Raw genomic sequence first — 19,209 nt, 5'->3', positions numbered from 1 at the left:
TGCCATGCGGCGGGCGGGTCCCGCGCCGCCGTGCTGGCACTGGCGGCGGCGGGCTGGACGGCGGCGGCCAGCGCCGTCCTGCTGCTGGTACGCGCGCGGATCACCGGGCCGTCACCGACGGCCGACGCGCGCGGACTGTTCTACCGCGACGCCTGGAAGCTCGCGGAAGAGGCGCCCTGGCTGGGGCGCGGGGGTGAGACCTGGCGGCATACGTACCTTGCCGCCCAGTCACGCCCCTACGTGGGCAGCCAGGTGCACAGCGGTTACCTCGACATCCTGCTGAACCTCGGGATGGCGGGTCTGGCTGCGGTCCTCCTGCTGCTCCTGGCCGCAGGAGGGCTGGTATTCAAGGCGTCACCAAGGCTGCTTCCGCCTCTGCTCGTGATCATTCTGCATAGCGCAGCTGATTTCGACTGGAGCTATGGACTGGTCTGGTTGCTGCTGCTCCTGTTGCCCGCTTGGGCATTTGCCGAAGCAAATAGCCTGACTATTAGGACGGTTGACTCTACAGCTCTGCATGACTCCCGTTGGCAGCGCAGCAAGCGTCCTTGCCAGCGAAGGAAGTGGCCTCACCGATTATGGGTTTATGCAGGCATAAGCGTTTTCTGCGGGCTGACCCTTCTGTGCAGCGGTCTTTCCTTCGAGGCAATGAAGGGGTCTGCCTTATTCAAGCAGGCGGTTAGGGAGAGTGATCCTGCGATACGAATTAAGCTGCTGCAGGAATCACTGAGATGGAATCCGAGAGAGCCTCAGGCTGCGGTTGCTTTATCGCGTCTGCTTCCACAGAAGCAGGGGGTTGATCTGTTGTTGCGAAGCCTGTCATTCTCTCCAGGGGATGTTGCTCTCCATGGGGAGCTTGCGGCAAGTTATCTGCGGGGCGGTAATCCTGGAGAAGCGCTGTACTGGGTCCGCCGCAGTCAACAGACGGATCACTTTAATGCTGCCAGAAGGCTTGCTGCTTTAAGAGGAATGCTTGAGATGGGGGAACGCAGCTTGGCAGAGGGAGACAGACGTATAGCGGAGGATAGCGCGGCGGCGGGACTAGAGCTGATGCGGCAGTACAGCCTGCTAACCACCAAGGAGGAGGACAGAGGACCACAGCATAATGACCGCAACTTCACCCTACTTCCGCAGAGCGAAGGGATCTATCTTGAGTTAACACATTTACAGTCCCAGGCGTCACTTAGCTCCAATAATAAATAAGACGCGCCTCATATTGAACTCGGGGTTTGATCGCCGCTGCGGTGAACCTAGCAGCACAATGACCGCAGTCTCACCCTCACCCTAGGACTTCCCACAGCCGCCCCTCACCCGAGCCTCAGTTCCTACCCATCCCCCGACTAATCTCAAGCTTTAACACGCCGCGAGATCAGCCATGAGTGCACAATAGGGAGAATAATCATGATTACCAGAGCGGTGATGATCATGCTGATCGACAGCGTAACGGGCATGAAGGCCGCAAGCGCAATCAGCAGACCGCCGGTCACCCACATCCTTCCGGAGAAACGGTGGGTTCTCCGCCATACGGCAGGGTTATGCAGCGTCCAGGGCGTGCGGACTCCCGTGAAATAATTATCCCTGATCTGCGGCAGGAAATTTCCGATTACAGCCAGCAGCAGCCCTATGCTTACAGTAGCCCATTTTCCTGCAGGAAATTGCACATCCAGCCCGTAACTGACCGACAGGACAAGGGCGGCATCACAGATGACGGCAACGGTGAGACGGATCATTTTGTAAGCGCCCGGGAACTTATTATAATTCTCTCCCTTAGGGTCAACATTGCGTATGAACTGCATCGCGAGCGGGAAAATCAAGCCCAAAAAAGAGAACAAGGCAATAACCGAACCCTTGCTCCAGTAAGTATTGACCTTGCCCGTTATACTGAATTGGGCGGGCAGCTGATCCGGCAGCTTGCCATAATTCACCAGCGCGTAGCCCAGTGAGAGGAGCCCGAGAATGACAATCAGCGTATCCTGCCACTTCCATGTGAAATTCTTCATCAATGTTCATCCTCCGTATGTTTAATAGCGTGCGGTTCACTTTTTCCTTTGGTCCCGGAGCCCTTTGAGCCAGCATCCGTCTGAGCATCCGGTTGATGGTCCCTGCTTCCCTTGCCTGTACCCGTCAATTCCAGGAACCAGCCAAGCACCTCTTCAAGTACCGTGGAGTCCAGCGAATAGACGATGAATTGCCCGTTACGTTCGTCCTGCACCAGCCCCGCGTGCTTCAGCGCATTGAGGTGGTGAGAGATGCTGGGCTTCGTCATATTGAAAAAATCGGCGATTTCCCCGGCCGTCCGGTCCTTTTCACGCAGCAGCCGGAGAATTTGCCTCCGGGTCGGGTCGGCGAGCGCTTTGAACGATTCATTCAACTCCATATCCTCCTTTCGATATTTAAATAATTATCTAAATATATAATATGACTCGATTCCAATCTTTGTCAATGCAGAAACTCACGCGAAGGCGCTTTTCTTCCAAATAGAGGAATTTATATGCTTCACGCTATAAATTATCCTTCTATTTCCCGCCGAACCGCTACCGTTCTTTAAAAGAACAGCAGAGCCGTTTACGCTTGTATTCCTTAAGTAGAAGTCGTAAGCCTGCATATGCTAGAATAGGCTAGGAGAAGCTGGATACATAGAGCGGTTAAGCAGATGGGTTCTGCCAGCAGAATACCAGGCTATTACGCCATACGGGAGGAGACCTGCAGTGCACTTTATATCTGATGTCATTTCACAATTGTTTGAATGGATTCAGTCTTTGGGTTACTTCGGGATTATGATCGGCCTTATGATTGAAGTCATTCCAAGTGAGATTGTCCTGGCTTTTGGCGGCTATTTGGTTTCACAAGGCGATATTAACTTTTTTGGTGCGGTGCTGTTCGGTACCGTCGGGGGAGTCATCGCCCAGATCTTTGTTTATTGGATTGGCCGTTATGGCGGCAGGCCTGTGCTGGAGAAGTACGGCAAGTACATTTTTATCTCCAAAAAGCATATTGACCACTCCGAAGAATGGTTTCAAAAGTATGGGACCGGTGTGATATTTACAGCCCGCTTTATCCCGGTTGTCCGTCATGCCATCTCCGTTCCGGCCGGTATTTCCCGCATGCCGCTGGGCAAATTCACTATGCTGACAACCCTTGCAGTCATTCCGTGGAGCGCGTTGTTTGTCTATCTGGGGTATACGCTTGGGGACAAGTGGAAGACCATTGATGAGGTCGCAGCCAAGTACACTCATGAGATTCTTCTTGGCGCTATTGCGGTAATTATTCTGTATTTCCTGTTCAAGTGGTACAAATCCAAAAAGAAGGGTAGTGCAGTATGAAGCAGAATGTAGCATCCAAATTTGGCCAAGGCCTGACTCCGCGCCAGTTCGTGGAAGCCATGACGAAGAACCAGCAGGCTTTTGAAGCCTGGTATGAGAAGTTCGCCTGGGAAGACGAGAGTGACCGGGAATATTTCGAGAGCCTGAATCACCGTGATGATCTGCGTGTGCTGATTCTGGCTGCGGACTGGTGCGGAGATGTGGTCCGCAATGTTCCGGTCGTCTTCCGGATTCTGGAGACTGCGGGCATCAAGACGGAAGTGCTGATTCTCGAAGAGAACCAGGAGCTGATCGACAATTTCCTGACCATGGGCGGACGCTCCGTTCCTATCGTGATTTTTGCGGATACCGGAGGTTATGTACTGGGGCAGTGGGGACCGCGTCCGGAGCATGTCCAGACCCTGATGAGAGAATTCAAACGGGAGAACCCGGACCGCGAAGCAGCGGACTATGACAGCAAAATTACCGAAGTGCGCAAAGCAATGGGGCAAGCCTACGGAGAAGGAACGGAATCACACGCAGTTATCACCAAAGAGCTGCGCAGTCTGATCTCCGGATTCTAATGCCGATGCTTAATATTCGTTCTTATAATCTGGGGGCACTCCAGACCAATGCCTATCTTCTGACGGGGGCAGACCCTAAGCGCGGTGTCATCATTGATCCGGGGGCTAATCCTGCGGGTCTTCTCCGCGGCGCCGAGGGAATGGAGATTGAGGCGATTCTGCTGACACATGCCCATTTCGACCATATTGCCGGGCTGGACGAGGTCCGCAAAGCCAAGAAGTGCCCGGTCTATATCCATCCGCTGGAGAGTGATTGGCTGGGCAGCCCGAAGCTGAACGGCTCCTTGATGTGGCCTGATACCACGCCTCCCATCAGCACAGATCCAGCAGAGTACGATCTGGCGGAAGGCCAAATTCTGAAGCTGCTCGGCCTTTCTTTCCGTGTCATGCATACGCCGGGACATTCGCCGGGAAGCGTCAGCTTTTTATGCGGGAATGATTTGTTCGCCGGTGATGTCTTGTTCAAAATGGGAGTAGGACGTACCGATCTTCCAGGCGGCAGAGAACGGGATCTGATTGACTCGATCCGCGGCAAGCTCTACCGGCTGGATGAGGAAGTGAGAGTGTTCCCCGGACATGGTCCGCGAACCTCAATCGGCTATGAGAAGCTTCACAACCCTTATGTCCCGATGTAGAATGGTATATCTTTTGGGATGATTTTGCATTGTAACGACATCTTCTGGCCGGATTTGACACAAACCGGGAAATTAGAGGTAGACAAGCCAGGGCCAGATTGTTACAATATGGTTAATTAAATGTAACATTTACCTCGCGAAGCACGCAGACTGTGGAATAATCCCGGTTTGCGTTCTTTTTTTTGCCTATAGATATGAATTTTTCAGGGGGAAGCAGAATGAAGGATAATATGCATTGCCAGTTGGATTATGGGGAATTGGAAGCGAATAATTCATTGATAGCGGAGCGGAATGAAGTGAATGATCCGGCCGGGAAGAGTGATACTAAATATACGTTGTTCTGGAGCTTTCCCGGAGGCAAGGGGGCTATTCAGCCATGGAGACGCAGACTGTGGGAGCTGCAGAATAATTCTGACTCTGAATGAACGATAACTATTACATAGACGTATTACAGGTGTGACAGAAGAGATAAGGGGAGGGGCTATGGGCGACAGGACGCTGGAGATGATCAGCCAGGCACAGCGGGGTGACGCTGCTGCACTGGCCGTGCTGCTGCGTGAGCATTATCCCTTCCTGTACAAGTATCTGATCAAAGCGACACTTGACCCGTTGCTTGCGGAAGAGATTGCTCAGGACACAATGGTCAGATGCATGGAGAAGATCGGGACTTACAACGGGACCTCGGCATTCTCTTCATGGCTGATTACCATTGGCAGCCGGTTGTACATTGACCGTAAGCGGCGCTGGAGCCGGGAGGCACAGTGGCGGGAGAGACAGATGCAGGAGCAGGGGAACCGCAGTTTACGCTGGAGCTTTGAGAGCCGGAATATGGAGTGGAGTGAAGTGCTCGATGCCTTGTCGCGTCTATCCTCTGCGCACAGAATGGCTGTGCTGCTGAAGCATTATTACGGGTACAGCTATGATGAGATCGGGGAGATGCTGGAGATCCCTTCCGGAACGGTCAAATCACGGGTAGCTGCCGGACTGGGTCAACTGCGAAAGGAGCTGAATGAGGATGAGGTTTAAGAGTGACGAGGAGCTGCTGGGTAAGCTGTCCGCGGAGCTGGATCATCTGGATATGCTGTATGCCGATGTTACTCCGCCTTCCTTGCCGGAGCTGGAGCAGCTTATTGCCGGGGAAGCTGTCCGCCGGAGGAAGCGGCGCCGTAAGGAACTGCTGCTATTCATTCTAGTGGCTCTTGTGCTGGTTACCATAGTGATTTCTATTCTAAGCACAGCGCCGGTGCTGTATTGGAGTCTGCAGGCAGTGTTCATTCTGAGCGCACTTGGCAGCTTGGGAGCAGCGCGGATCAGACACGGGCGGGAGGAATCATAAGCGTGAAGGAGCTGCAGGAGATACCTATTTGGTTTTGGATGATTCTTGCAGCTGTGCTGCTGCTGCAGGGAACCTGGCTGTTCCGTGATGCCAGGAACAGAGGTCAGGGAATGAAGGCCTGGTTCTGGGGAATCTGGGGACTTACCGTTGTACCCTCACCGGCAGTATTTTACCTGCTGTTTGTAGTTCTTCCAGATAAGCGCAAACGGAAGGCCGGAAGGAGCCGCTGAGACAATAGCTGATTGCCCGGGAGATAAGGAGGATATGGCTATGAATGATTTGAATTGGGGATTGATTGGGCCGCTGCTTGCGTTGCAGGTAATACTGGCAATCATCGGTCTGATTTCTCTGAGCAAGACAGAGCAGGTACGCGGACCGAAATGGATGTGGGTTCTATTCTTGATTTTTGGCAACCTGCTGGGCAGTGTGGCTTATTTCACACTGGGAAGGAAAGAGTTCTGATGCCGCTGCTAGAGGTTAAGGATCTTCACAAGAGCTTTAAGGGGCATCCCTCAGTGAATGGCATCAGCTTTGGAATTGAAGCAGGACGCTGTGTCGCGCTGCTCGGACCCAATGGAGCCGGGAAGACTACAACGCTGCGCATGCTTGCCGGCCTTCTGCCGCAGACTGCGGGAACGATCACTTTTGACGGGGCTCCGGGGACGGATTACCGCCGGCAACTGGGCTATCTGCCGCAAGCCCCGGCTTTTTACAATTGGATGAGCGGGCACGAATATATCTTATTTGCCGCCAAGATGAGCGGAATGAATGCACGGGAGGCTGCAGCGGCATCGGGCGTTGTGCTGGAGCGTGTGGGACTAGGCTCTGCGGCACGGCGGCGGATTGGCGGATATTCGGGGGGGATGAAGCAGCGCTTGGGGCTGGCCCAGGCCCTGGTACACCGCCCGCGTCTGCTTCTGCTGGATGAGCCGGTCTCCGCGCTTGATCCTATCGGACGCCGGGAAGTCATGGAGCTGCTTAGGGACATCCGGGAGCAGACAACCGTTATTTTCTCCACGCATGTGCTGCATGATGCGGAAGAGATATGCGATGATGTCGTATTGATGAACCAGGGGACCATAGCCGTTCAAGGAACCTTGTCCAGTCTCCGCGCAGAATACAGTCTGCCGGTAATCCGGCTCACTACAGGGAAGGAAGCTTCGGCTATCCGCTGGCTAGAAGGGCTTAGACACAGGGATTTTATTGAAGAAGCGCTTATTTCGGATGGCAAGGCCGTGTTCAACGTCACGGATGTAGGGCTTGCCCGCCGGACGCTATTACAGGAAGCCGTAGAGCTGGATATTCCGCTGCTGCAATTTGAAGCAGGCTCATCGACACTGGAGGACCTGTTCATGAAGGTGGTGGGAACATGAGGAAGCTTTGGGCTCTATATTTGAAGGAGATGCTGGAGAATGTGCGCAGCTATAAGCTGATATGGGTTCCCGTGGTGTTTATTGTTCTGGGAATTATGCAGCCGCTGATCAGCTTTTATATGGCGGATATCCTGGCGTTCTCTTCCAATGTCCCTGCTGGATTGATGGAGAATATGGAGAGACCGGCCGCGTCCTCTGTAATGGCTCAGGCCTTGGGCCAGTATGGAACAATTGGTATGCTGATTCTGGTGCTGGGAACGATGAACAGTCTGGCAGGAGAGCGCAGCAGCGGCACCTCCGAACTGTTAATGGCGAAGCCGGTCTCCTCTATATCCGTTGTTGCAGCCAAATGGACCGCGAACTTCACGGTACTGGTTATTGCAATGGGGCTGGGGGCAGCGGGAGCGGCTTATTATACAGTACAGCTTATGGGGGCTTTATCCTGGCAGGACGTGATTGCAGCGTCTGGACTGTATGCGCTGTGGCTGCTCTGTGCGGTGTCGCTTACGCTGCTCTTTAGTGCCTGGCTGCGCGGGCCTGCTGCTGCCGGCCTGTCTCTCTTGTTGGCAGCGGTCATGAGTCTCGTCCATGGCCTGTTGCCAGTTAAGCTGAACTGGATGCCTGCTGCTCTGCCGGGAATGTCTGCCGGTGTACTTGCAGATGGAGGTACCGGAGTGAGCTTGGCACCGATTGTCTCCGCAGTACTCTTGATTATGATTTGTATTGCCGGTGCCTCACTGCTGGCTGCAAGGAATAAATTGCCAGTCTAGCAAGCTTTACGATAAGAAAGCGATCTTTCATGAATTTTCAGAGTATTTTCTGCGGAAATTCATCGTACCATCATCCTGCTGCTGGACAGCTCTATCTTTTTTTAGTAGACTGTTGAAACAAGCAGAACCATGATAGATTTTGGTCAGGAGGTAGGATGATGCTGCGTTTAGGAGAGAAGATTGTCATTGTCGCAGACGCTTTTGAGCAGAGTCTTCCTATCGGAGACTATGGCTACCTGATTGCTTACGACCGCAATCCTGATAATGCGTTTGATTATGTCATTCGTGTTCCCGAAGCTAACCGGAATTTCTATGTTACGGCAGAGGATATTGAGGCCGAGGAACAATTGCTGGTAGCAGAAGCTGAGAGAGCCACGCACGAAGCGCTGATAGATTATGCATTGTCAACGTACAACGAGAAGCTGTTTCATCACCTGATGAACGGCGAGGAAGTTGAAGCGGAAGAGATAGAGACAACATCCCCAGAAAGTTTGTCCCAGGCGGATTTCATCAAGCAGGTGAATCTTCGCGCTTGGATTTAAGTAAGAGCCGGCGAATGCCGGCTTTTTTGTCTTTATACGATCCTACCTCAAAACTCTAACCCCGGAAATCCATCCTCTGCCAACCGCCATCCCGCCATCCCGCCATATATCCTGCACAAAGTACAATATTGTTGCCCTACAACCCGTCAGTCTTTGCAAATCCTGCACGAAATACAACCTTCTGGTGAGTTTAGTCTGTTAACCTGAAGGAATTCTGTATACCGTACAACAATCTGGGTATTCAAGCACCAAAGTTGCATTAATCATGTACAACATACAACAATCTCGTATTCGATCTGCTAATTCTCATTAAACCTGCCCAACATACAACAATCCGGAGTGCCGCTCCGCCAGCACGGGAATTCTACATACTTACTCCCCATATATCCCCTCAATCGACAAGCGCATTGAATTGTAAGGCCGTCTACCCTATAATTAAAAACGTTATCCGGGCGCTTTAGCCCTTTAAACAGGAGGGATATCCATTATGAGCATCACCGTCAAAGATGTGCAGCATGTGGCCAAGCTGGCCCGCCTGCAATTAAGCCCGGAAGAAGAGGCTACCTTCACCGAACAAATGAATGCTATTTTACAATATGCCGAGAAGCTGAATGAGCTGGATACCGAGAATGTTCCGCCGACCACCCATGTGCTGCAGGTAAGCAATGTAATGCGTGACGATGTGGAGAAGGAGAGCTTGACCCAAGAGGAAGCGCTGCTTAACGCACCGGAAGACGAAGAAGGACATTTCAAGGTTCCCGCTGTTCTGGAATAACCCCATACCTGAGAGGAGGAAGCAAGTTGAGCCTGTTTCAATACCGATTACCCGAAGTACATAACATGCTGAACACCAAAGCGGTCTCGGTCAGTGAGCTGACCGAAGATTCGCTGTCCGTCATTGCGGAGCGTGACAGCAAGGTTCATGCCTTTTTGACACTGAATGAAGAGGGAGCCCGCGCTAAGGCGCGCGAGCTTGATGACAAGCTGGCATCCGGTGCTTCCCGCGGTCTGCTCTTCGGACTGCCTGCCGGTATTAAGGATAATATTGTGACCCAAGGTCTGCGCACCACCTGTGCCAGCCAGTTTCTCACCAATTTCCAGCCGGTCTATGATGCGACAGTAGTCAACAAGCTGCGTCAGGCCGATGCCGTCACTATGGGCAAGCTGAACATGGACGAGTTCGCCATGGGCGGGTCCAATGAGAATTCCAGCTTCGGCGCTGTTCGCAATCCATGGGATCTGGAGCGTGTTCCAGGCGGTTCGAGCGGCGGTTCGGCAGCAGCGGTTGCAGCCGGGGAAGTCTTCTTCACCCTCGGCTCAGACACTGGCGGTTCGATTCGCCAGCCAGCCTCCTATTGCGGGGTAGTCGGCCTCAAGCCTACGTATGGCCTGGTCTCCCGTTATGGCCTGGTCGCTTTTGCTTCCTCCTTGGATCAGATCGGTCCGATTACCCGTACCGTGGAGGATTCCGCATACGTCCTGCAGGCAATTGCCGGTTACGATGCCCAGGATTCCACTTCAGCTAAGGTTAACATACCTGATTATCTGAGCTCGCTGACCGGTGACATCTCGGGTCTGCGAATTGCCGTACCTAAGGAATACCTGGGTGAAGGTGTGGATGCCCAGGTCCGTGAATCGGTGCTCGCAGCGCTTAAAGTGCTGGAAGGCCTTGGCGCCATATGGGAAGAGGTTTCCCTTCCGCATACGGAATACGCTGTAGCTGCTTATTATCTGCTCTCCTCCTCGGAGGCTTCCTCCAACCTGGCCCGTTTTGACGGTGTCCGTTATGGAGTGCGTGTGGATGATGGGGGCGGATTACTGGATTTGTACCATAATTCCCGCAGCCAGGGCTTCGGCCCTGAAGTCAAACGCCGGATCATGCTCGGCACCTATGCGCTCAGCTCCGGATATTATGATGCCTATTATTTGAAGGCGCAGAAGGTCCGTACCTTGATTAAGCAGGATTTCGACGAAGTATTCCGCAAGTATGATGTTGTCATCGGGCCGACTGCGCCAACCACAGCCTTCAAGCTGGGTTCGCAGACCGAAGATCCGCTGACCATGTATCTGAATGATATCCTTACCATTCCTGTCAGCCTGGCCGGTATTCCTGCCATCAGCATCCCTTGCGGCTTCGCGGAAGGCCTGCCTGTCGGCCTGCAGATTATCGGCAAGGAGTTTGATGAGAGTACGGTACTGCGCGTTGCGCATGCCTTTGAACAACATACAGAGCATCACAAGGCCCGTCCGCAACTGTAGCTTGAAGTAGTTGACCATAAACTTTTAAGGGATGAGATTATCTATGTCTAAATATGAAACGGTCATCGGGCTGGAAGTTCATGTGGAGCTTCATACCAAGTCCAAAATCTTCTGCGGCTGCTCCACTGAATTCGGCGCGCCGCCTAATACGCACACCTGTCCGGTCTGTCTCGGTCACCCCGGTGTACTCCCGGTGCTGAACCGCCAAGCGGTGGAGTATGCGATGAAAGCGGCAATGGCTCTGAACTGTACGATCGGCGATGTCAGCAAATTCGACCGCAAAAACTATTTTTACCCCGACTCCCCGAAGGCCTACCAGATTTCGCAATACGATCAGCCTATCGGCCTCGGCGGCTGGATTGATATTGAAGTGAACGGCGAGACCAAGCGGATCGGAATTACCCGTCTTCATCTGGAAGAGGACGCGGGTAAGCTGACGCATGTGGATGGAGGCTTCGCTTCACTGGTTGACTTCAACCGTGTGGGGACGCCGCTGATTGAGATTGTGTCTGAGCCTGATCTGCGTTCGCCGGAGGAAGCGCGTGCTTACCTGGAGAAGATCCGCGCTATTATGCAGTACTGTGATGTGTCCGATGTGAAGATGGAGGAAGGCTCCATGCGTTGTGATGCTAACATCAGCCTGCGGCCGGCAGGCCAGGAAGAATTCGGTATCCGTGCGGAGCTGAAGAATATGAACTCCTTCCGCGGTGTGCTCCGTGGCCTTGAATATGAGCAGTTCCGCCAGGCAGAGATTCTGGATGACGGAGGAACTGTTGTACAGGAGACCCGCCGCTGGGATGAAGCCGGAGGCAAGACCTTGTCCATGCGCGGCAAGGAGGAAGCCCATGATTACCGTTATTTCCCGGACCCGGATCTGATTGTGCTGCATATTGGGGAGGACTGGAAGGAAGCGATCCGCTCCACAATCCCTGAGCTGCCGGATGCCCGGCAGGCCCGGTACAGTGAGGAGTATGGTCTGACTGCCTATGATGCCGGAGTGCTCACCTCCTCCAAGCCGCTTGCGGACTTCTTCGAGGGCAGTCTTGCCTTCACGCAGGATGCTAAGGCTGTCGCCAACTGGATGATGGGCGATCTGCTCGGATATTTGAACAGCAACAATCTGGAATTATCCCAGGTGAAGATTACGCCGCAGGGACTGGGCGAGATGATCGGCCTGATCGCAGGCGGAACCATCAGCAGCAAGATCGCCAAAACAGTATTCAAAGAAATGCTGGAGAGCGGGAAGCTGCCGGCGGTAATCGTGGAAGAGCAAGGCCTTGTTCAGATCAGCGATGAAGGGGCGATCAAACGAATTGTTGAGGAAGTGGTCGCGGCCAATCCGCAATCGGTCGAAGATTACAAGGCTGGCAAGCAAAAAGCCATCGGCTTCCTTGTAGGCCAGGTCATGAAGGCGAGCAAAGGGAAGGCTAACCCGGGTCTTGCGAACACTCTGCTCGCAGAAGTGCTGAACAGATAGACTGCTTTTGGGTAATAGATCATAGAATCTTGGACACAGGGCTTGTCGGCAACGGCAGGCTCTGTGCAGTATATAAGGGGAATGTACGGATGGATACAATCGTGAAGCTGAATCTGCAGGATGAGTTCCTGCTTGATGAGCTGTGGAGCCTTCAGCATAAGGCCTACCGCCTGGAGGCGGAGATCATCGGGTTTCGTGACATACCGCCGCTGCTGGAGACGAGGGACATGCTCAGCCGGGTTACAGAGGATTTCTATGGCTGTTTCGATGAGACGGAGGAGCTACTGGGCGCTGTTGCAGTTATCGAGGAGTCTCCCGGCAAGCTAACGGTTACCCGGATGATGGTCAGCCCGGACCATTTCCGCCAAGGTGTGGCCGGAAGACTATTAGAATTTATCTTTGCCCGTTATGCGGAGATGGAGCAGTTTATCGTATCTACAGGGAAGCTGAATCTTCCGGCAGTGACGCTCTATACCAAGCACGGGTTCATTCCTGCCGGGTCCGAAGAGGTGGTTCCGGGAGTAGAACTGCTGGAATTCCAACGGGCAGGCAGGCTGAAATGACAAGTACATCCCATTTTAGAAAGGAGGAGTACTGAGAATGAATTCCGGTTATCAGAATCATGAGGAGCTTCCCGTGGGGGAGGAAGAGAACGAGGCAGGCATGCCGCTGTCTGAAGCAGACGGAGAATTGAAGGCCCCCTACATCCCTCCCCGTCCCAAGCGCCGTCCGCACAAACGTAAATTTATAGCCGGCCTGCTTGCTGCAGTGCTTCCCGGCACGGGACATCTCTATCTCGGGCTGCTCCGCAAAGGGATTTCTGTCATTTTCCTAATTGTGCTGGATATTGTGGCACTGCTGTATTTCTCATCTATCGGGATGCAAATTAATGTACCGCTGCTGATTTTACTGGGGCTGCTGATCCCGGTGTTATACTTCTATAATGTGTTTGACGCGCTCCAGACTGCAGACCGGATTCTGCGTTTTCCTGAAGACCATGATCATGAAGAGCTGGAGACCATGAGTGCAAGTACAACCTCAAGACGCCGGGTAAGGATCAGCGAGCCCGGGATTTCCTTTGGCCTCCTGCTGCTTATCGGCGGGGCACTGCTTTTTCTTTTCCAGCAAAAGCCGCCTTGGCTTCGGGGATTCATTGAGACCTCTGCCGGTGCTGCCGCCTCCGTGGTGCTAATTGGCCTTGGCCTGCTTATGGGAATCAGAGAGATGGCCAGGGACTCCATAGCGCGTAAGGACAAGGAGCGGAAGAAGCGGCGGATCGGCAGATATACGGCCTCAGTAACGCTGGCTGCTGTCGGAATCCTGCTTCTCCTGGACTGGCGCGATGGAACGGATTATATGATGCTGCTGCTCAAATGGTGGCCAATCATTCCGGTATTATGGGGAGTAGAGTATCTGCTGATCTATATTCTTTTCCGCCGGTTGAAGCAGAACGGTGCTGCCGGAAGAGCGAGGATGGATCTGCGGGGATTGTTCTCTGCGGTAATACTGGCTGCATGTGTGTTTATCGTAACCGAGCAGGAGCACTATCTGCATTTGTGGAACAAAGTGAGTCTTAACCTGACCGTGGCGGCAGTCGATTACGGGGAAGCGGAAGGAAGCTCTTATCAGAAGGCTCCGCTGATGGTTCCGGTCGAACTGAACACCTCCAAGGTCAATATTGACGCTATTAATGGAGACATTCTCATTCACCGGGCGGCTGTGGAGGATATCGAGATTACGGCAACCGTATGGGTGGACCAGTTGGACGGGGTACTGGCTGAATCCATAGCCGACCAGTCTTTTGTCGAGGTGACAGAGGGAACAACGATCAAGATTACACCCCAGAGTAAAGCTTATGGTGAATCCGGCAAACGCCAGCCGCGGATCAACCTCGATATCTCCTTGCCGGAAGACCGGCGGTTCGACCTGAACGTCCGTACGATGAATGGCGGAATTACTCTGCAGAATGTGGAAGCCATTGCCGACATCTCGCTGGAGACCGGGAACGGGGAGCTGATCCTGCACCGCATTTACGGCAATGTAAAAGGTAAAACCTTGAACGGAGCGGTGCGCGCCAGAGATGTCCTGGGCAATGTGGAGCTGGGGACAAGCGGAGGCGATATGGGGGCCTGGGACGTCAGAGGCTCTCTGAAGCTGTCAACGGCGGTTGGCAATATTACGGCATATGACAGCGGGGAAGCGCTGGATTTGTCCACGAAGAACGGCAATGTGGAGGTATCCGGAGCAAGAGCCAAGCTGCATGCTGAATCCCTGAACGGCCGGATCAGCATCCGCTCCGGGGACTTCGGGGGAGACTGGGATATTTACAGTGCAGTGGGGGATATTGAACTGTTCCTGCCGCTGACGGGTAATTATACGGTGGAGGGCTCCAGCGGCTACGGGGATATTGTAACAGACCTGCCAGGACTCGTGATTGACAAAAAAGTGCTTTCCGGCCAGATCGGAACCGGCGAATTCAAGCTGCGCGTAGACGGAAACAGCAATTTAAATGTGAGCAAATATTGAAATAAGGAATTTTTATTATATAATAATAAATATAATGTAATGACTTCATTGACAACGCTAAAAGCAGAGACATACAATTACATTAGAATTATTATTAAGTTGTATAATCAAAGGCGGTGGCATGGATGGGTAGTGGCGTACAGCATGCATTGGAGCAACTCAAGACAACCGGTGTCCGTATTACGCCTCAGCGTCATGCGATTCTAACGTATCTGATGGAAGCGATGAATCATCCTACGGCAGACGACATCTACCGGGCGCTTGAGCCTCAGTTTCCGAGCATGAGTGTGGCAACTGTGTATAACAATCTTAAGATGTTCATGGAAGCAGGTATGGTCCGTGAGCTGACCTACGGTGATAATTCCAGCCGTTTCGACGCCAATGTATCTGATCATTATCATGTTATCTGCCAGGAATGCGGTAAGATTGAGGATTTCAGCTATTCCACTCTTCATGAGGTAGAGCTGCAGGCCGAACAGGCCACAGGCTTCAAGATTCATGGATTGCGTATGGAGTTGTACGGTGTGTGCAAAGGCTGCGGCGAGAAGCAGCACTGAATGGAATAATACCTATAAGCGTGTAGAGTCCGAATACGGATTCTGCACGCTTTTTTGATTAAAGAAATAATGAAGCTGTTACAAAAATACAAACCTTCCAAGAGATTCGCGCAACCAAGCACGCCTGCATGGCGTATACTTAACAGAAGTATTGCCTGCTTTTAAAATTCAACGAATGGTTTGGAGGACCTATTTTGGACAGAAGACAGAGACAAAGACGCGTCACGAAGCGTGGAAGTCTTACTCGCCGCTTATTGGGACTTGTCATCATAGCCGCCGCAGCCTTTTGGGTTGTTTATTATGTACTGCCTAACCGCCAGCATCTGGACCCGGACTGGAAGGGGCTGGATAAGCCGATTTTTGTGAAGGGACAGCTTACCGGCTATTCAGCATCGGGTACGGGGGACGGACTGCTTTTACCGCTGCCTTTTTTGCAGGAATATGTAGATCCTTCTATCCGTTATGAAAAAGAGAGCAAATCAGTTATCCTCTCAACGGACAGCAGTCTGTTGTACATGCAGGAGGAATCCAAGGACGCAGCTCTGAACAATGAACCTCTGCAGCTTCGCCTTGCTCCCGAGGTTAAAGATAAAGTGACCTATCTTCCGGCAGATACACTGGAGAATCTGTACGGCTTCGAGATCGAAGAGGATACGAATACCGGTGCGGTGCTGCTAATGACTGCGGGAGAATCGGTGCCGCTTGGCAAGGTGAAGGGTAAAGAAGGCGGGAAAACGAAAGCCCTGCGCAGTGAACCTTCGGTGCATGCACCGATTTTTGCCGATATGAATCCTGGCGATGTTGTACGGATCTGGAATACGGATACTAGGGACTGGGTATACGCTCAGCTTGATAATGGTTATTCGGGCTACGCCCAGGCAGATGATATTACTGAAGACGGTACCCGAACTGTAGAGAAAAAGCCCGAGACACCTACACGTGCGCAGCGCAGCTGGAAGGACAAGCCGGTTAACATGTTCTGGGAAGCCGTGTACGAACGCAAGCCGAATCCGGCCAAATTCGCAGCCTTGCCTGGAATTAACGTGGTTAGCCCCACCTGGTTCAGCATTATTGATGTGAAGGGGAATGTGCGCAGCCAGGCGGACCGCTCTTATGTGGATTGGGCGCATAATCAAGGGATGGAGGTATGGGGGCTGCTGAGCAACAGCTTTGAACCCGATTTGACTACTGAAGCCTTATCCACGTATGACAATCGGATGAATGCCATTGTGCAGATGCTTAAGTATGCAGACCTGTATAACTTAGACGGGATTAATATCGACTTCGAGAATGTGTATACCAAGGATGGACCAAACGTAACCCAATTCATGCGGGAACTGAAGCCAATGGCCCAGAGCCGGAATCTGATTGTCTCTATTGATGTGACGCCGAAGTCTAAGAGCGAGATGTGGTCCCTGTTCCTCGACCGCCCGGCGCTTGCCGCCGTATCCGACTTCCTGGTTGTAATGGCCTACGACGAGCACTGGGCAGCCAGTCCGGTTGCAGGATCAGTAGCCTCTCTACCATGGGTTAAGACCTCTATGAACCGGATTATCGAGGAGGATAAGGTGCCGTCAGAGAAACTGATTCTGGGAGTGCCGCTCTATACGCGGATCTGGACGGAAACCACCGAGAAGGGCAAGACCAAAGTAAGCTCCAAGGCCGTCAGCATGAATGCGGTCAAGGAAATTATCGCCGAGAAGAAGCTGACACCGGTTTTCGATAAGGAAGCCGGACAGAATTACGTAGAGTATAAGGAAGATGATGTTCTCCGCAAAATCTGGATCGAGGACAGCACCTCGCTCACAGCCAGGGTAGAGCTGGCCCAATCCTTGAAGCTGGGCGGTGTGGCAGCCTGGAACCGGAGCTTCGCCAGTCCGGAGGCATGGGAAGCATTGAAGGGAATTATTAAATAAGATGATTCCATTATAAAAAGGTGTTGTCCTACAGTGGACAACACCTTTTTTGGCAGACAATACTATTCTTACATTACCTTGTCTCTTAATAAATGCATAATATCAGTAAGAACTGCATGGAGAGGATTAGTGTTTCAGTTGCTGGGTTTCAAGCTCTTCGGCAGTAATGGTTGCTTGTGCAGCGTCCATGGTGAGGATGGTATGGCAGAACATACAGCGGTCAGTTTTGCCCAGCATTTTGGTCAGCTTATGGCACTCTGGACATTCCACCTGAACCGCACTGGTTGAGAGCATACCCGCCCAGAAATAAATAGCCAGACTGGCCATCATAGAGACGAGTCCAATGACAAGACCGACAGCAGCGACGACTTTTCCGGCAGATCCCCAGAATACAATGCCTGCGGTTCCCATGATCATGAGACCCATGCCCAGCATGGTCAGAAGCAGTCCCCAGGTGCGAAAAGCATTGATTTTAGCCGATTTAAATTTCATGAGTATGATCTCCTAACTGAAATATAGTTCGGTTGTTCAGGAGGAACTGGCATGAATATGTAGAATAAGCTTATGTATAGAGATTATAACTGACGGACGCAAAATCGCCAAATTTGATGGAGGGAAGTATGGAACTGTCCAATTTGACCCTATTAAGCGGGGAGACATTTGAGGAGAATGTTCTGGGAGCCGTTGCTTGGCGGCAAAGAGGGGATGCCACGTTTCAGAGTGCGCTGTTGCACGATTTTGATATGGTGGTTCTTCTGCTGCACGAAGAACAGGAGACGGAACGCATCATAACCCATAGCATTGCCGGTGATAAGCGGACGCAATCGGTGCATGTAGGTCTATCTGCATTGGAACGTGCTGTAATGGCCGGGGATAACAACGAGCTTCTTAGCAGCCTGATATCCGGAGAGGTACTCTGGGACCCGAAAGGGATCTTGGCAGAGATGCGCAAGCAGCTCACTCAGTTTGAGGGCCCGCTCAAAGAACGGGTGCTGTTTATGGAATTCGCCCGTTTTTTACATATGTATATTAAGTCCAAGCGTTACATTGAAGCAGGCTGTACCATGGATGCCTATAATTGCGTACTCATTGCCTTGTATCATTGGGCGCGCATTGAAGTGAGTGAAGCGGGGTATTTCCCGGAACCGGCAGTATGGGGACAGGTGAAAAGTCTGAACTCACCGGTCCATAAGCTATATGAAGAATTGACTATCAGCACAGAGACGCTGGACCAGAGAATCGAGCTTATCCTGCTTGCCTGTGAATTTGCCCTCATGTCAAAAATGGAGGATTGCTGTACCATGCTGCTTCATATCCTGGGCAGTCGCAAGGAGGCGTGGAGTATTAAGGAGCTTCTGCAGCATTCGGGGCTCAGCCCGCTCCAGGCAGAATTGCCGCTTGTGCTTCGCAAGCTGGTTTCCCGTTCATTAATTCGGGAGATCGCCTCCTGGGCAGTTGAAGCTGGAGACGGTCATGCCATTCGTTATACCCTTTAAATTCACAAATCGCCTACTGGCGGTAACAGCTTTATATAGATAGCATTAGCGGGAGAATGGAGAGAGTAAATGTACTCTCTTTTTTTATTTGTCCAGGTTTGCAGAAGAGCTGGAACGGAACAGAATATTTAGGGTTGACTAGGGTGTAGTTCTTATGATAAATTATAACTCGTCCCTCTGACATAACGATGCGCAGCAATGCAGTCGTAAATCAGCCGAAAAAAGAAAATTAAAAAAAGGTTGACTAAAACGAGGGCGCTGTGATATATTATAAAGGTCGCTGCTGAGACAAAAAACAGCGACGAAAGATGAACTTGATCTTTGAAAACTGAACAACGAGTGAGTATCGGAGATCGCTTCGGCGAGATCCAAATTAGAGAATGTAAATTCTCGTCAGATGTTTCAAAATGAGCAATCGCTCTTTCTAAATACCAAT

General features: G+C 52.1%; 23 protein-coding genes and 1 pseudogene. 20 read left to right on the top strand and 4 right to left on the bottom strand.

Annotation, left to right across the window (positions count from 1 at the left end; genetic code table 11):
* A partial coding sequence (locus tag C162_RS18495; RefSeq protein ID WP_200869216.1) for an O-antigen ligase family protein occupies window positions 1-1,203 on the top strand: 1,203 nt, incomplete at its 5' end.
* Window positions 1,204-1,346: 143 nt separating this feature from the next.
* On the opposite strand, the gene C162_RS18490 is transcribed toward C162_RS18495, so the two are convergent.
* Both C162_RS18490 and C162_RS36960 read right to left on the bottom strand, forming a co-directional pair.
* Window positions 1,347-2,000 carry an SdpI family protein gene (locus tag C162_RS18490; protein WP_036696331.1) on the bottom strand — a complete coding sequence of 218 codons (654 nt, stop codon included), beginning with the start codon at window positions 1,998-2,000 and terminating at the stop codon, window positions 1,347-1,349.
* A gap of 107 nt (window positions 2,001-2,107) precedes the next feature.
* Window positions 2,108-2,371, bottom strand: a pseudogene (locus C162_RS36960) (autorepressor SdpR family transcription factor); the annotation flags it as partial.
* 337 nt (window positions 2,372-2,708) lie between these two features.
* On the opposite strand from C162_RS36960, the gene C162_RS18480 reads away from it, so the two are divergent.
* From C162_RS18480 to C162_RS18395, 18 genes are all read left to right on the top strand, one after another.
* Window positions 2,709-3,323 carry a DedA family protein gene (locus tag C162_RS18480; RefSeq protein ID WP_036696330.1) on the top strand — a complete coding sequence of 205 codons (615 nt, stop codon included), beginning with the start codon at window positions 2,709-2,711 and terminating at the stop codon, window positions 3,321-3,323.
* Complete coding sequence (locus C162_RS18475) at window positions 3,320-3,886, top strand: thioredoxin family protein (RefSeq protein ID WP_036696327.1); 567 nt, start codon at window positions 3,320-3,322, stop codon at window positions 3,884-3,886. The genes C162_RS18480 and C162_RS18475 overlap by 4 nt, the downstream gene beginning before the upstream one ends.
* A gap of 5 nt (window positions 3,887-3,891) precedes the next feature.
* Complete coding sequence (locus tag C162_RS18470; RefSeq protein ID WP_036696338.1) at window positions 3,892-4,521, top strand: MBL fold metallo-hydrolase; 630 nt, start codon at window positions 3,892-3,894, stop codon at window positions 4,519-4,521.
* Window positions 4,522-4,739: 218 nt separating this feature from the next.
* Window positions 4,740-4,946: a hypothetical protein gene (locus C162_RS18465; RefSeq protein ID WP_036696324.1), complete on the top strand. Its 207-nt coding sequence runs from the start codon at window positions 4,740-4,742 to the stop codon at window positions 4,944-4,946.
* Window positions 4,947-5,004: 58 nt separating this feature from the next.
* On the top strand, window positions 5,005-5,547 hold the full coding sequence (gene sigY, locus C162_RS18460; protein ID WP_036696322.1) for an RNA polymerase sigma factor SigY: 543 nt from the start codon (window positions 5,005-5,007) through the stop codon (window positions 5,545-5,547).
* Complete coding sequence (locus tag C162_RS18455) at window positions 5,537-5,857, top strand: YxlC family protein (protein WP_036696320.1); 321 nt, start codon at window positions 5,537-5,539, stop codon at window positions 5,855-5,857. The genes sigY and C162_RS18455 overlap by 11 nt, the downstream gene beginning before the upstream one ends.
* A gap of 2 nt (window positions 5,858-5,859) precedes the next feature.
* Window positions 5,860-6,087: a hypothetical protein gene (locus C162_RS18450; RefSeq protein ID WP_036696318.1), complete on the top strand. Its 228-nt coding sequence runs from the start codon at window positions 5,860-5,862 to the stop codon at window positions 6,085-6,087.
* 40 nt (window positions 6,088-6,127) lie between these two features.
* Entirely contained in the window at window positions 6,128-6,319 is a 192-nt protein-coding gene (locus tag C162_RS18445) for a PLD nuclease N-terminal domain-containing protein (protein WP_036696316.1), read from the top strand.
* On the top strand, window positions 6,319-7,230 hold the full coding sequence (locus C162_RS18440; RefSeq protein WP_036696313.1) for an ABC transporter ATP-binding protein: 912 nt from the start codon (window positions 6,319-6,321) through the stop codon (window positions 7,228-7,230). The genes C162_RS18445 and C162_RS18440 overlap by 1 nt, the downstream gene beginning before the upstream one ends.
* Window positions 7,227-8,000 carry an ABC transporter permease subunit gene (locus tag C162_RS18435; RefSeq protein WP_036696311.1) on the top strand — a complete coding sequence of 258 codons (774 nt, stop codon included), beginning with the start codon at window positions 7,227-7,229 and terminating at the stop codon, window positions 7,998-8,000. Before C162_RS18440 ends, C162_RS18435 begins: the two co-directional genes overlap by 4 nt.
* Before the next feature lie 158 nt (window positions 8,001-8,158).
* Window positions 8,159-8,542 (top strand): hypothetical protein, encoded by a 384-nt coding sequence (locus C162_RS18430; RefSeq protein ID WP_036696310.1) that lies wholly within the window; start codon window positions 8,159-8,161, stop codon window positions 8,540-8,542.
* Window positions 8,543-9,029: 487 nt separating this feature from the next.
* The gene (gatC, locus tag C162_RS18425) at window positions 9,030-9,317 is read left to right on the top strand and encodes an Asp-tRNA(Asn)/Glu-tRNA(Gln) amidotransferase subunit GatC (protein WP_036696307.1); all 288 of its coding nucleotides are present in this window, start codon (window positions 9,030-9,032) and stop codon (window positions 9,315-9,317) included.
* Window positions 9,318-9,343: 26 nt separating this feature from the next.
* Window positions 9,344-10,801 carry an Asp-tRNA(Asn)/Glu-tRNA(Gln) amidotransferase subunit GatA gene (gatA, locus tag C162_RS18420; protein WP_036696306.1) on the top strand — a complete coding sequence of 486 codons (1,458 nt, stop codon included), beginning with the start codon at window positions 9,344-9,346 and terminating at the stop codon, window positions 10,799-10,801.
* Window positions 10,802-10,832: 31 nt separating this feature from the next.
* Entirely contained in the window at window positions 10,833-12,278 is a 1,446-nt protein-coding gene (gene gatB / locus C162_RS18415) for an Asp-tRNA(Asn)/Glu-tRNA(Gln) amidotransferase subunit GatB (protein ID WP_036696305.1), read from the top strand.
* 89 nt (window positions 12,279-12,367) lie between these two features.
* Window positions 12,368-12,841, top strand: coding sequence for a GNAT family N-acetyltransferase (locus C162_RS18410; RefSeq protein ID WP_036696303.1), 474 nt, complete (start codon window positions 12,368-12,370; stop codon window positions 12,839-12,841).
* Window positions 12,842-12,878: 37 nt separating this feature from the next.
* The gene (locus C162_RS18405) at window positions 12,879-14,804 is read left to right on the top strand and encodes a DUF4097 family beta strand repeat-containing protein (RefSeq protein WP_235218465.1); all 1,926 of its coding nucleotides are present in this window, start codon (window positions 12,879-12,881) and stop codon (window positions 14,802-14,804) included.
* A gap of 125 nt (window positions 14,805-14,929) precedes the next feature.
* Window positions 14,930-15,361, top strand: coding sequence for a Fur family transcriptional regulator (locus C162_RS18400; protein WP_036696300.1), 432 nt, complete (start codon window positions 14,930-14,932; stop codon window positions 15,359-15,361).
* A gap of 194 nt (window positions 15,362-15,555) precedes the next feature.
* Window positions 15,556-17,277 carry a glycosyl hydrolase family 18 protein gene (locus C162_RS18395; protein WP_036696299.1) on the top strand — a complete coding sequence of 574 codons (1,722 nt, stop codon included), beginning with the start codon at window positions 15,556-15,558 and terminating at the stop codon, window positions 17,275-17,277.
* Window positions 17,278-17,403: 126 nt separating this feature from the next.
* Here the strand turns inward: C162_RS18395 and C162_RS18390 are convergent, their stop codons facing one another.
* On the bottom strand, window positions 17,404-17,769 hold the full coding sequence (locus C162_RS18390) for a DUF2614 family zinc ribbon-containing protein (RefSeq protein ID WP_036696297.1): 366 nt from the start codon (window positions 17,767-17,769) through the stop codon (window positions 17,404-17,406).
* Window positions 17,770-17,897: 128 nt separating this feature from the next.
* Between C162_RS18390 and C162_RS36385 the strand changes: the two genes are divergently transcribed.
* Window positions 17,898-18,773, top strand: coding sequence for a nucleotidyltransferase-like protein (locus C162_RS36385; protein WP_036696296.1), 876 nt, complete (start codon window positions 17,898-17,900; stop codon window positions 18,771-18,773).
* A gap of 152 nt (window positions 18,774-18,925) precedes the next feature.
* Here C162_RS36385 and C162_RS36955 read toward each other — a convergent pair.
* Window positions 18,926-19,209: hypothetical protein (locus C162_RS36955; RefSeq protein ID WP_235218464.1), on the bottom strand; the 284-nt coding region annotated here is incomplete at its 5' end.

The organism is Paenibacillus sp. FSL R7-269 (assembly GCF_000517865.1).
In the GTDB taxonomy this organism is placed as follows: Bacteria; Bacillota; Bacilli; order Paenibacillales; family Paenibacillaceae; genus Paenibacillus_AQ.
The sequence above is the reverse complement of the archived record's forward strand: the minus strand, read 5'-3'. Positions and strand labels throughout refer to the sequence as shown.